This is a genomic window from Variovorax sp. Soil_C_17, assembly GCF_057657265.1.
This window is the reverse complement of record NZ_JBDGIT010000010.1, coordinates 91,151-103,372: the sequence shown is the minus strand read 5'-3', so window position 1 is coordinate 103,372 and position 12,222 is coordinate 91,151. Positions and strand designations below refer to the sequence as shown.

The window sequence follows — 12,222 nt, the reverse complement described above, 5'->3', positions numbered from 1 at the left end:
CGTGCAATCGCTTCAGACGCCTTCCGGGCTGCAGGAAGACAACCCCACCCGGGCGTATGTGGCGGAGGCAGTCGCCAGCGGGCGCCGCCATGTGCCGCTGGACGTCAACCCCGCCCTGGCGAGCCTTTCGACGCAGCTTGTCGAGGTGCGAGGGGAGCAACTGGTGCTGCGGTTCACCGCGCCGCGCACCGCGACTCAGGGCAATGGCGTCGTCGGTGGCGGCACGCTCGCAAGCATGCTGGATCTCGCCATGGCGATGACGATCCTCTCACGCCTGAAGCCCGGCTTCACGTGCGCCACCATCAGCCTGACCGTCAACATGCAGGCAGCAGGCCAGGAAGGCCACTTCCTGGTTGTGGCGGGGGCGGACCGGGTGGGCGGGAAAGTCGCGTTCGCCCACGCGACGCTCTACAACGCAGAGGGCTCCCGTGTCATCGCAAATGCAATCTCGTCACTTGCGGTGGTTCCCGTTCAGGCATGACGGGACCCAATGCTGCCAGGGCCGTCAGAGCGCCCCGGTCAACTCGGGAATGACATCAAACAGATCTCCGACAAGGCCGTAGTCGGCCACACTGAAGATGTAAGCCTCGTCATCCTTGTTGATTGCAACGCTCACCTTGGAATCGCTCATGCCAGCCAGATGCTGAATGGCACCGGAAATGCCGACGGCGGGTCGTTGGGCGCGTAACCCGCGTCCACTGCAGCGCGACTCGGCGTGATGCTGACCGAGGAGCCCACGGCTGGATCGTCCACCATCGCCTCTCGACCTGATCTGCCTGGTCGACATCAACAACCAGCAGGCCGACGGTCCGTCCGGAAAGATCATGGGCTTCGAGCCACTCGTCGACAAATGGACCGCGTTCGGTTGGCACGCGTCGACGGCAATGACCTGCCGGCCGTTGTCGCCGCCTTCGATACCGCGCGCGCTGAAGGAAGACAAGCCCCGCGTCATCCTCGTCGACACCCTCATGGGCAAAGGCGTCCCGTTCCTGGAGACGCGCGACAAGAATCACTTCATCCGCGTCCACCCGCCGGCATGGCAGCAAGCCACCGCCCATGTTGACAGCACCCAAACGGAAGGGGCCCTCTGATGACCGCCGTTACCCAAGAGAAGCCGAGGCTCACCACCTCCGCGATGATCGCCTCGCTCGCCAGCGAGGGCCACGTGTCACGGCGGCGCCGTTCGGCAAGGCCATGGTCGAACTGGGTCGCAACCGGCCGGAGATCGTCGGGATGACGACCGACCTCGCCAGGGGCGGCACGACCAAGGAGGGCTTCATTCCCTTCGCGACGACATATGGCGTCTTCGGCACACGCCGAACCTACGACTTCGTGCACCAGGTGACCGCCGAGGAGAATCTCAACGTCAAGATCTGCTGCGCGCTGCCTGGCCTGGCCACCCGATATAGGCCGAGCCACCAGGCGACCGTGGATCTGGCATTGATGCGGAGCATCCCGGGCATGACCATTATCGACCCTTGCGACGCGCTTGACGTCGAACAGGCGGTGGCGCAGATGGCCGACCATGCGGGCCCCGTCTATATGCGGCTGCCGCGCGGCAACGTTCCGCTCGTTCTGGACGGCTGCGACTACAAGTTCGAGCTCGGCAAGGCCAAGCTGATTCGCGATGGAAAGAGCGTCCTGGTGTCTCCAGCGGCTTCATGACAATGCACTCGCTGGAAATTGCCCAGCAACTGCAGAGAGTGACGGTGTGGATGTTGCCGTGCTGCACGTCCCGACGATCAATCCGCTCGACGAGGGGACCATCCTCAGAGATCCGCCGACTGGGGCGCTTGGTCGTGGTGGCGGAGAACCACTCGGTGATCGGCGGCCTGGGAGAGGCGGTTGCGAGCCTCCTGATGCGCTCGGGCGTTGCGCCGACACTCCGCCAGATCTGCCTTCCGGATGCCTCCGTCGCTTCAGCATAAGGCGGCGCTGATACGCGGTAGCCACAGGATCACCCGGCCCTCAGCTCCCCTTGTCCTTGAAAAGTCCGACGAACAGATCCCGCATCCACCGGTGAGCCGGATCCGACTCGAAGCGGCGGCTCCAGTGGATCGACACGGTGAAGGTGCTGCGGGGAAGCTCTGCCGGAAGCACCGCATAACGCTTCGGGTCGATGAACCTGCTCGCGATGGCATAGGGCATCACGACGGCGAAATCCGTTCGCGCAATGATGGCCGGCAACGCAAGAAAGTGCGCCGAGGTCAGGACCAGCCTGCCATCGAGCCCGAGTTGCTGCAAGATGCGCAGGGTCTCCGAGTGCGATCGCACGGCCACGTACTCCAGGCGTCGCAGATCCTGGAGGGTCGTGCGCCCCTGCGTGGCGCCGGCGATGGGATGCCCCGCCCGCACCACGACCGCGTAGCGGTCGCGCAGCAGCTCGACGCGCTCCGTCCCGCTGACCGAGGGCAGGAAACCGAGCGCGAAATGGATGGCCCCCGTTTCGAGCGCATCGGCGATCTCGCCATGCGGCAGCGGGGCGGTGTGCACCCGCACGCCGGGTGCCTGGCGGTGCAAGGCCGCCATCAGTTCCGGCAGCAGCCGGGCCTCCCCGATGTCGTTCATGTGCATTCGAACGGTCATCCGCGAGCGTGAGGGGTCGAAGGTGTCCTCGTCCCGCAGCACCTCGTGGATGGCCGCCACGGCCGGCTGCACGACGCCGGCCAGCCGCTCCGCCCGCAGGGTCGGGCGCATGCGCCCGTTGGCACGCACGAACAGCGCATCACCCAGGGCCAGCCGCAAACGCGTCAAGCCCTGGCTGGCGGCCGGCTGGGACAGCCCCAGCGCTTCGGCCGCAAGGCTGACGCTGCCCAGGCGGTATACCGCCTCGAACAGGCGAAGCAGGTTCATGTCCAGCTTTTCACTATGCATGATGCTTATTTTCTTCTAGTCGACCCATTGTATTGATGGATACGCCCGGGCGCGCAAGACTGCGTGCTTCATCAAGGAGCATTCATGGATCAACGCGTCGAGCCCGCGCAAGAGACGCTCGTGGCGGGCGGCACCCTGACCGTGCGGGACGCCGTTTTCAGGCTGCTGCGCGCATTCGGCATGACCCGCGTCTTCGGCAACCCCGGTTCGACGGAACTGCCGCTGTTCATCGACTTCCCGGAAGATTTCCGCTACGTGCTCGGGCTGCAGGAGTCGGTGGTCGTGGGCATGGCGGACGGGTATGCGCAGGCAACGCACAACGCGGCCTTCGTGAACCTGCACTCGGCCGCCGGCGTCGGGCACGCGATGGGCAACATCTTCACGGCCTATCGCAATCGCACGCCGCTGGTGATCACGGCCGGCCAGCAGGCACGTTCGATCCTGCCTTTCGAGCCTTTCCTGGGTTCCACGCAGGCAAGCGAACTGCCGAAGCCCTACGTGAAGTGGAGCGTCGAGCCGGCCCGCGCCGAAGACGTCCCGCTGGCGATTGCGCGCGCCTACTACATCGCGATGACGCCGCCGCGCGGCCCCGTCCTGGTCTCGATTCCGTCGGACGACTGGGGCGTCCAGTCCCTGCCGGTCGATCCGCGAGAGGTCAGCCGCAACCTGCGCGCGGACCCGGATCTTCTAGGGCGCATTGCCGAGGCGCTGGACGGTGCCCGCTCCCCGGCCTTCGTGGTCGGTGCCGCGGTCGACCGCGACGAGGCCTGGAACGAAGCAGTCCAATTGGCCGAGCGGCACAACGCGCGCGTGTATGTCGCCCCCATGTCAGGTCGTTGCAGCTTCCCGGAGGACCATCCGCTGTGGGGAGGCTTTCTGCCGCCGATGCGCGAGCGCATCGTCGAGCGGCTCGCCGGCCACGACCTGGTCTTCGCGCTCGGCGCACCCGCCTTCACCTACCACGTCGAGGGCCGCGGGCCGCACCTCCCCGAAGGATGCGCGCTGGTGCAGTTGACCGACGACCCTCAGGTCGCCGCCTGGGCGCCGACAGGCAGCTCCGTGGTCGGCAGCATCCGGCTGGGATTGCTCGACCTGCTCGAACGCAGCACGCCGCCGCGTCGTCCCGCACCACGCCCGCACCCGCGGCCGGCGCGCGTGGCAGAACCGCCGCCCGGCAAACGCCTGCCCGTCGCGTGGGTCCTGCAGACGCTGACCGATCTGCGCGCGCGCGACAGCATCGTGGTCGAGGAAGCCCCCAGTGCACGGCCGATCATGCATGGCCATCTGCCGATCTTCGAGTCGGAAACCTTCTACACCATGTGCAGCGGCGGCCTGGGCTTCGGGCTTCCGGCCGCGGTGGGCGTGGCCTTGGGCAAGCCGGGCGCGCGGGTCATCGCCCTGGTGGGCGATGGCTCGGCGATGTATGCCATCCAGGCGCTGTGGAGCGCAGCGCAGTTGGCGCTGCCGGTGACAGTCGTGATCCTCAAGAACCGCCGCTATGCAGCCTTGTACGAGTTCGCCCGCATCTTCGGCTACCGGCCCGACGAGCATGTGCCGGGCACTGACCTGCCCGACCTCGATTTCGTCGCGCTGGCGGCCGCGCAAGGCATGCAGGGGCTGCGTGTCGAGGCGGCCGAACAGTTGCGCCCGGCGTTGATGCAGGCCCTGCGAGCGGCCGCACCGATGCTGGTCGAGGTCGAAGTGGCCTGAACGCTTTTTTTGAATCCACAACCTACAAGGAGACCAGACGATGGGCACGATATCGATGTTGATCAACGGCGAGGCCCGGCAGGCTGAAAACGGCGCCACCTTCGAACGCCGCAACCCGCTCGACAGTGCGGTGGCCACCACGGCACCCGCCGCCACCCCGGCCGACGCCGTGGCCGCGGTCGAAGCCGCCGCAGCCGCATTCCCGGCCTGGTCCCGCACCGGCCCGGGCGAACGCAGGGCGCTGCTGTTGAAGGCGGCACACGCGATCGAGGCCAAGGCGCAGGCGCTGACGGAGGCGATGGCAGCGGAAACCGGTGCTGCCGCGCCATGGGCCGGCTTCAACGTGCACCTGGCAGCCGGCATGCTGCAGGAGGCCGCCGGCATGACGACCCAGGTCGGCGGCGAGGTCATTCCTTCGGACGTGCCCGGCAGCCTGGCGCTCGGTGTGCGCCGCCCTGCGGGGGTGGTGCTGGGCATCGCGCCGTGGAACGCACCGGTGATCCTCGGCGTGCGCGCGATCGCCACGCCGCTGGCCTGCGGCAACACGGTGGTGTTCAAGGGCTCGGAACTCAGCCCCGCCACGCACGGCCTGATCGTCGAGGCCTTCAAGGATGCAGGCTTCCCGCCGGGCGTCGTCAACTTCGTGACCAACGCACCGGCGGACGCGGCAGACGTGGTCGAGGCGATCGTCGCCCACCCTGCGCTGCGCCGGGTGAACTTCACCGGCTCCACCCGCGTCGGCAAGCTGATCGCGCAGACCTGCGCGAAGTACTTGAAGCCGGCCGTGCTAGAACTGGGCGGCAAGGCCCCGCTGGTGGTGCTGGACGACGCCGACCTCGATGCCGCGGTCAGCGGCGCGGCCTTCGGCGCCTTCGCCAACAGCGGCCAGATCTGCATGAGCACCGAGCGCATCGTCGTCGACCGGCGCATCGCCGACGCCTTCGTCGACAGGCTCGCTGCCAAGGCCACGCAGCTGCCGCTGGGCGATCCGCGCAAGGGGCCGGTGGTGCTGGGCTCGGTCGTGGATGCGAGTACCGTCGAGCGCTGCAACGCGCTGATCGACGATGCGCTTGCCAAGGGCGCGAAGCTCGCGTGTGGCGGCAAGGCCGACAACACGCTGATGCCGGCGACGCTGCTCGACCATGTGACACCGCAGATGCGCATCTACCACGAGGAGAGCTTCGGTCCCGTGAAACCGGTGGTGCGCGTCGATGGCGTCGACGAGGCGGTGCGCGTGGCCAACGACAACCCGTATGGGCTCTCCGCAGCCGTGTTCGGACGCGACCTGGCGCGCGCTTGGGCGGTGGCCAACCGGATCGACTCCGGCATCTGCCACGTGAACGGCCCGACCGTGCATGACGAGGCGCAGATGCCGTTCGGCGGGGTGAAGGATTCGGGCTACGGCCGCTTCGGCGGCAAGGCTGGCATCGATGCCTTCACCGAACTGCGGTGGATCACGGTGCAGACCACCGACCGTCACTACCCGTTCTGACCGAATAGCAGGAGACAGGGCTCATGAAATCGTTGTTGGCAAGCGCGGCACTCGCACTCGCGCTCGGGCTGGGTGCATGCGGCAGCGCCCAGGCCCAGGACTGGCCGAAGCAGCCCATCAAGATCGTCGCCAACTTCGCACCCGGCGGCGCGGCCGACCAGCTGGCCCGCGTGATCGGCGCGCCGCTGCAGGAAGCGCTGGCGCAGCCGGTGCTCGTCGAGAATAAGGGCGGCGCCGGCGGCAACCTCGGCGGCGAGTTCGTCGCCAAGTCACCGCACGACGGCTATACGCTCCTGATGAGTTCCGGCGGCATGGTGTCGATCAATCCGCACCTCTACGCGAAGATGCCATTCGATCCGGCGAAGGACCTGATCCCGGTCGCGTCCGTCGCACGCGTTCCGTTCTACCTGGTGCTGCGCGCCGACAGCCCGATCAAGGACTTCAAGGGTCTGATTTCCGACCTGAAGGCAAACCCCGGCAAGCGCTCCTTCGGCTCGCCCGGCAACGGGAGCTCACCTCACCTCGCGGCGGAGATGATGACGGGCCGGACGGGAACGAGCGCGGTCCATATCCCGTACCGCGGCGCGGCGCCTGCGCTGACGGACCTGCTGGGCGGACAGATCGACTTCCTGTTCGATCCGGGGATCAGCATCCAGCACGTCAAGACCGGAAAGCTGCGCATGCTGGCGGTGGCCAGCCTCCATCGGGCACCCCAGATGCCGGAAGTGCCGACGCTCGACGAACTGGGGCTCAAGGGCTTCGACGCCGATGCGGTGTTCGGTCTCTACGCCCCTGCGGGCACGCCGCCAGCGGTGGTCCAGCGCGTCCATGCCGAAGTCAACCGCGCGCTGGCGACGCCGGCGGTCCGGACACGCATCGAAGCCCTCGGCAACGTGCCGGAGCCCCTGACGTCCGCAGCCTTCGGCGACAAGGGCACGGCGGACTTCAAGCGGCTGGGCGCCGTGATCCGGGAGCGCGGCATTCGCGCCGACTGATGCCTGAAGTGAAGAAGGACAACAGATGATCTCCCCTCCCCGCCCTGCGGCCGGCCACCCTCGCCTCATTGAAACGGATGTCCTGATCGCCGGCGGCGGCCCCTGCGGCCTGATGCTCGCCAACGAGCTGGGGCGCCGCGGCATCCGCTGCCTGGTGGTCGACGCCAAACGCGGCACGGCCTTCAACCCGCAGGCCAACGCGACGCAGGCCCGCACCATGGAGCATTTCCGCAGGCTCGGCTTCGCGCATGAGATTCGCGCCCTGGGCCTGCCGGCCGACCACCCAACCGACATCGCCTACTTCACGCGCTTTGCCAGGCATGAGCTGGCTCGCATCAGCCTGCCGACCGCCGCCGAGGCCATCGTCAGGATCAAGTCGATGGCGGGGTCCTGGAGCGCCGCCGAGCTGCCGCATCGCGTCTCGCAGAAGTTCGTGGAGGAAACCCTGCGCCGCCATGCGCAGGCCTGGCCGTGCGCCGATGTGCGCTATGGCTGGCGGCTGGAACGCTTCCGCGACGACGGTGCATCGGTGAGCGCCACGGTGCGACCGAACGAAGGAGGCTCCGCGCAGGACGTGGCCGCGAAGTTCCTGGTCGGCGCCGACGGCGCGCGCAGCTTCGTGCGGCAACAGCTGGGCATCGCGTGGGGCGGCGTCACCGGCATCCAGCGCGAGTTCATGGGCGGCAAGATGTTCGCCATCTACCTGAGGGCGCCGGAGTTCCTCTCCGCGCTGCGCCACCCCAAGGCCTGGATGTACGTGGCCGTCAACCATGAGAGGCGCGCGTTCATGGCCTCGGTGGACGGCAGGGGCGAATACGCCTTCCATGCCGCGCTGCGGCCCGGAGAAGACGCCGACAGCTGGACCGAGGCGGATGCGCGTCGCGTCTTCACCGAAGCGGTGGGCGTCGATATGCCGATGGAAATCCTGTCGATGGGCACCTGGCTCGCCGGCCACGCGCTGGTGGCCCAGCGCTTCCGGAAGGGCCGCGTCTTCATCGCCGGCGACGCCGCCCATCTGTTCACGCCCACCGGCGGGCTCGGCTACAACACGGCGGTCGAGGATGCGGTCAATCTGGGTTGGAAGCTGGCCAGCGTCATCCGCGGCCAGGCGCCGCCGGCGCTGCTCGACAGCTACGAAGCCGAGCGCAAGCCGCTGGCCGAGCGGAACACGGGCTACGCGCGCAGGTTCGCCGACTCGGTGGGACTCTTCGCCGCGAAGCCCGAGTTGGAGGAAGCCTCTGCACGGGGCGATGCCGAACGCGAGCTGGCGGCGCGGCACTTCGACGAGCATGCCCGGCTCGAGTTCAACATCCCGGGTGTGACTTTCGGCGGCCGCTACGACGACTCGCCGATCATCGCCGGCGACGGCGCTGCGCTGCCGCCTGACGAGCCGAATGCCTACACGCCCACCGCCAGCCCCGGCGGCCGGCCACCGCATGCCTGGCTGGACGATGGGCGCTCGCTGTTCGACCTGTTCCACGCCGAGTGGACCCTGCTGGCGCTGGGGCCCGATGCGCCTTCCACCGAAGCCTTCGAAACCGCGGCCCGTGCACTGGCGATGGACTTGCGCGTGGTGCGGCTGTCGCAGCCATCGCTTCGCGAGCTCTATGAAGCGCCGCTGGCGCTGATCCGGCCCGACCAGATCGTCGCCTGGCGCGGGACGACGGCAAGCGACGCTGCAAGCGCGCTGTCCCGCGTGACGGCCCGGTAGATGCCCTCGGGTCCGCCTTCCACCTTCAAAACTTCAAGTACTTCCGGCGATCCGCCTAAGGAACCCTCGCAATGAAAGCTACCATTGCTTTGCTTCGCGGCCTCTCGACCATCGCGATGGCCTTGGCATTCGTTCACCCAGCCTACGCGCAGACCTGGCCCACCAAGGCGGTTCGCCTGGTCGCGGCATTCCCGCCGGGCACCCCCGGTGACGTGATCGCCAGACTGATCCAGCCGGCACTGCAGGCGGCGTGGAACCAGCCGGTCGTGGTCGAAAACAAGCCAGGGGCCGGAGGCAACCTGGCTGCCGCCGAGGTCGCACACGCCAAGGACGACCACACCCTACTCGTCGGACCAGACACCATCCTCACCATCAATCCGCACCTGTACAAGAATCTGGGCTTCGACCTGCGAGCCTCGCTCAAGCCCGTCACCTACTTCGCCAGCTTCAATCAGACGCTGGTATGCCATCCCGCCACCGGCGTCACGTCCTTCGCGAAATTCGTTCAGCTTCCATCGACGCGGCCGTATGCGTCCGGAGGACCGGGAACCCCCAGCCACATGACGATGGAGATGCTGCTGGCCAAGACCGGCACCAAGCTTACCCATGTTCCCTACAAAGGACCCGGACCTGCGGCGCAGGACGTGATGGCGGGCCATGTGGATTGCGGCTTCATCGTTTCCTCGGTCGTTCTGCCCCATGTCCAGAGCGGACGGCTGCGGGCGATCGCCGTCTCCGGCAAGGAGCGCTCGGTTCTACTGGCCGATGTGCCGACCGTCGCCCAGAGCGGGCATCCTGGCTTCGACGCGACCTTCTTCGAGACCTTGATGGCGCCCACGAGCCTGCCTGCCTCGACGGTCGACAAGATCCAGCGCGATGTGCGCGCCGCGCTCCAAGCTCCGGCCATGAAGGCCCGCCTGGCTGAGATGGACCTGCGTGTCGAGGCCAACAGCGCACAGGAAGCTCAACGCCGCAGCCAGGAGGACTTCGCCAAATGGGGCGGTGTCGCGCAGCGAACTCAACTGCAATTGGACTGAAGGAAACGCGTATGCGCAATCTGAACCAGCATACGATCACTGAAGCCGTCCTTGCGCGGCAGACGGAGACGGCGGATGCGCGATTCAATCGCATCATGGACAGCCTCGTCAAGCACTTGCATGCCTTCGCGCGCGAGGTGGAACTGACCGAAGACGAGTGGTTCAAAGGCATCGACTTTCTGACACGATGCGGCCACATCACGGACGACAAGCGCCAGGAGTTCATCCTGCTGTCGGATGTGCTGGGCCTGTCGATGCTGACGGTCGCCCAGAACAACGACAAGCCGGCCGGATGCACCGAGGCGACCGTCTTCGGTCCCTTCCACGTGGAAGGGGCTCCGCACTACGAACTCGGCACGGACATTTCCAACGGCGCGCGCGGCGTCGCCTGCGTCGTGCGAGGCACGGTGCGCGGCATTGGCGGCGAACCGGTCGCCAAGGCGCACATGGACGTGTGGCAATCGGACGAGGACGGCCTGTACGACGTGCAGCACGCGGAAATCGACCATGCTCAGGCGCGCGGCATCCTGCATTCGGACAGCGAAGGACGCTACCACTTCCGTTCCATCCTGGCGGTGCCGTACGCCATTCCGCATGACGGTCCCGTGGGTGACCTGCTCAAGGCGACGAGCCGGCATCCCTGGCGGCCGGCACACCTTCACTTTCTTATCAAGGCGCATGGCTACGAGACGCTGACGACGCATGTTTTTCGCAGCGACGACCCGTATCTGGACTCGGACGCGGTGTTCGGCGTGCGTCAGTCGCTGATCGCAGACTGGACGCGGCAGTCCGATGGCACCTACCTCGTCGAGTACGACTTCGTGCTGAATCCACTGGGCCAGGTAGAGTCATGATCCGGCACATCGTGATGTGGGACGTGCGCGGCGCCACAGCCGAGCAAAAGCGGGGAAACATCGAGCTTCTGCAAAGGTGCTTTCGCGGTCTGCGGGGCCACATTCCCGGGCTGCTGCACCTGGAAGTCGGCGTGGATGCCAGCGCGGTCGACTACGCCTGTGATGTTGTGCTGGATAGCACGTTCGAGTCCTGGGAAGCACTGGCTGCGTATGCGTCACATCCGGAGCACCTGAGGGTGCGCGATGCACTGAACGGCATCCGAATTGCCAGGCATCAAGTGGACTTCGAAGTCTGGGCCGACTGAGGCGGGCCGGACACGACACAGAAGGAAGCGCATGAAGGATTTTGTCTACAACGGCCAGCCGTCGCGGGTGATATTCGGCACCGGGGCCCTGGCACATCTGGAGCGCGAAATCGATCTGCTCGGTGCGCGTCGCGCACTGGTGCTGTCCACGCCAGAGCAGATGGATCAAGCGCAGAGTGTGGCCGATCGTCTTGGGGCCAGTGCGGCAGGCGTCTTTGCGCGCGCCATCATGCATGTGCCCATCGAGACCGCCCGCGAGGCCGCGATGAGGCGCGCCGCCTAGGTGCCGATTGCGCCGTTGCCATCGGCGGTGGTTCGACCACCGGTTTGGGCAAGGCTATTGCACTGGACTGCGGCTTGCCTGTTCTGGCGATCCCGACGACCTACGCGGGCAGCGAGATGACCCCGATCTATGGCATCACCGAGGGCGGGTTGAAAAAGACCGGAAGGGATCCGCGTGTCTTGCCGCGCACGGTCATCTACGACCCGGAGTTGACGCTGACGCTTCCTGTTGCCCTCAGCGTGACGAGTGGCATGAATGCGATCGCACACGCGGCGGTAGGTCTGTACGCACGCGACGGCAACCCGGTGATGGACCTGATGGCCGAGGAAGGCATCCGCGCACTGGTCAAAGCGCTGCCGGGCATACGCAGCCGAGGCGATGACCTTGAGGCGCGCGGGGATGCACTCTATGGCGCCTGGCTGTGTGGGGCAGTGCTGGGCAACGTGGGAATGGCGCTTCACCACAAGCTATGTCACACCTTGGGGTGGCAGCTTCAACCTGCCGCACGCCGAGGTGCACACGGCGGTTCTGCCGCAGGCCGTCGCCTTCAACGCGGCGGCGGCGCCCGAAGCCATGTCGCGCATCGAGCGTGCACTCGGAGTGGAAGGTCAGTGCAGCGCTGCGGCAGGATTGTTCGACCTCGCACGAGACAACGGGGCGCCGGTGGCGCTTCGCGACATAGGCATGAAGGAGGGTGACCTGGGCCTCGCTGCGGACATTGTCGTGAGCAATCCGTACTGGAACCCGCGCGATGTTGGTGCGACACAGCGCAACGAGGTCCGACAGCTCCTGCAAAAGGCCTTCGAAGGCATCCGACCTGATTCGGCTTCTTATCTGTGAGCCGGTTCTGTTTTGCCCGGACACTCGTATCGAGATCCGCCCCACCTGCCTGACCGCGCGAGCATCGCAACATTGCAATGGAGGACTCTTGCGGCCAAGGCCGTTTGACTACCTTGAGGTG

Annotated in this window: 9 protein-coding genes and 4 pseudogenes; 11 read left to right on the top strand and 2 right to left on the bottom strand. The window is 66.8% G+C overall.

Annotated features, from left to right (window positions below; genetic code table 11):
- The first annotated feature begins 1 nt into the window (after window position 1).
- Window positions 2-481 (top strand): PaaI family thioesterase, encoded by a 480-nt coding sequence (locus tag AC3A6Y_RS29745; RefSeq protein WP_487871819.1) that lies wholly within the window; start codon window positions 2-4, stop codon window positions 479-481.
- Between the two features lie 24 nt (window positions 482-505).
- Here the strand turns inward: AC3A6Y_RS29745 and AC3A6Y_RS29740 are convergent.
- Window positions 506-756, bottom strand: a pseudogene (locus AC3A6Y_RS29740) (electron transfer flavoprotein subunit alpha/FixB family protein); the annotation flags it as partial.
- 8 nt (window positions 757-764) lie between these two features.
- Between AC3A6Y_RS29740 and AC3A6Y_RS29735 the strand changes: the two are divergent.
- A pseudogene (locus AC3A6Y_RS29735) lies at window positions 765-1,091 on the top strand (transketolase); the annotation flags it as partial.
- A pseudogene (locus AC3A6Y_RS29730) lies at window positions 1,091-1,910 on the top strand (transketolase family protein); the annotation flags it as partial. The pseudogenes AC3A6Y_RS29735 and AC3A6Y_RS29730, both read left to right, overlap by 1 nt.
- Window positions 1,911-1,968: 58 nt before the next feature.
- Here the strand turns inward: AC3A6Y_RS29730 and AC3A6Y_RS29725 are convergent.
- Window positions 1,969-2,874 (bottom strand): LysR family transcriptional regulator, encoded by a 906-nt coding sequence (locus AC3A6Y_RS29725; RefSeq protein WP_487871818.1) that lies wholly within the window; start codon window positions 2,872-2,874, stop codon window positions 1,969-1,971.
- 84 nt (window positions 2,875-2,958) lie between these two features.
- Between AC3A6Y_RS29725 and mdlC the strand changes: the two genes are divergently transcribed.
- The 8 genes and pseudogenes from mdlC (at window position 2,959) to AC3A6Y_RS29685 (ending at window position 12,101) form a co-directional block, all read left to right on the top strand.
- A complete protein-coding gene (gene mdlC / locus AC3A6Y_RS29720) occupies window positions 2,959-4,584 on the top strand; it encodes a benzoylformate decarboxylase (protein WP_487871817.1) in 1,626 nt (541 codons plus the stop codon).
- 40 nt (window positions 4,585-4,624) lie between these two features.
- Window positions 4,625-6,076, top strand: a complete 1,452-nt coding sequence (locus tag AC3A6Y_RS29715; protein WP_487871816.1) for an aldehyde dehydrogenase — start codon at window positions 4,625-4,627, stop codon at window positions 6,074-6,076.
- 23 nt (window positions 6,077-6,099) lie between these two features.
- Window positions 6,100-7,071, top strand: coding sequence for a Bug family tripartite tricarboxylate transporter substrate binding protein (locus AC3A6Y_RS29710; protein WP_487871815.1), 972 nt, complete (start codon window positions 6,100-6,102; stop codon window positions 7,069-7,071).
- A 25-nt stretch (window positions 7,072-7,096) separates the two neighbouring features.
- Window positions 7,097-8,782 carry an FAD-dependent oxidoreductase gene (locus AC3A6Y_RS29705; RefSeq protein ID WP_487871814.1) on the top strand — a complete coding sequence of 562 codons (1,686 nt, stop codon included), beginning with the start codon at window positions 7,097-7,099 and terminating at the stop codon, window positions 8,780-8,782.
- A gap of 71 nt (window positions 8,783-8,853) precedes the next feature.
- Entirely contained in the window at window positions 8,854-9,819 is a 966-nt protein-coding gene (locus AC3A6Y_RS29700; protein WP_487871813.1) for a Bug family tripartite tricarboxylate transporter substrate binding protein, read from the top strand.
- Window positions 9,820-9,830: 11 nt separating this feature from the next.
- Window positions 9,831-10,673, top strand: a complete 843-nt coding sequence (locus AC3A6Y_RS29695; protein ID WP_487871812.1) for an intradiol ring-cleavage dioxygenase — start codon at window positions 9,831-9,833, stop codon at window positions 10,671-10,673.
- Window positions 10,670-10,978, top strand: coding sequence for a Dabb family protein (locus AC3A6Y_RS29690; RefSeq protein WP_487871811.1), 309 nt, complete (start codon window positions 10,670-10,672; stop codon window positions 10,976-10,978). The genes AC3A6Y_RS29695 and AC3A6Y_RS29690 overlap by 4 nt, the downstream gene beginning before the upstream one ends.
- Window positions 10,979-11,009: 31 nt before the next feature.
- A pseudogene (locus tag AC3A6Y_RS29685) lies at window positions 11,010-12,101 on the top strand (maleylacetate reductase).
- Window positions 12,102-12,222 lie beyond the last annotated feature (121 nt).

Bases quoted from the DNA above. Each gene is read 5' to 3' on its own strand.
- AC3A6Y_RS29725 (WP_487871818.1), bottom strand. From the start codon at position 2,874: ATGCATAGTGAAAAGCTGGACATGAACCTGCTTCGCCTGTTCGAGGCG.
- mdlC (WP_487871817.1), top strand. From the start codon at position 2,959: ATGGATCAACGCGTCGAGCCCGCGCAAGAGACGCTCGTGGCGGGCGGC.
- AC3A6Y_RS29715 (WP_487871816.1), top strand. From the start codon at position 4,625: ATGGGCACGATATCGATGTTGATCAACGGCGAGGCCCGGCAGGCTGAA.
- AC3A6Y_RS29710 (WP_487871815.1), top strand. From the start codon at position 6,100: ATGAAATCGTTGTTGGCAAGCGCGGCACTCGCACTCGCGCTCGGGCTG.
- AC3A6Y_RS29705 (WP_487871814.1), top strand. From the start codon at position 7,097: ATGATCTCCCCTCCCCGCCCTGCGGCCGGCCACCCTCGCCTCATTGAA.
- AC3A6Y_RS29700 (WP_487871813.1), top strand. From the start codon at position 8,854: ATGAAAGCTACCATTGCTTTGCTTCGCGGCCTCTCGACCATCGCGATG.
- AC3A6Y_RS29695 (WP_487871812.1), top strand. From the start codon at position 9,831: ATGCGCAATCTGAACCAGCATACGATCACTGAAGCCGTCCTTGCGCGG.
- AC3A6Y_RS29690 (WP_487871811.1), top strand. From the start codon at position 10,670: ATGATCCGGCACATCGTGATGTGGGACGTGCGCGGCGCCACAGCCGAG.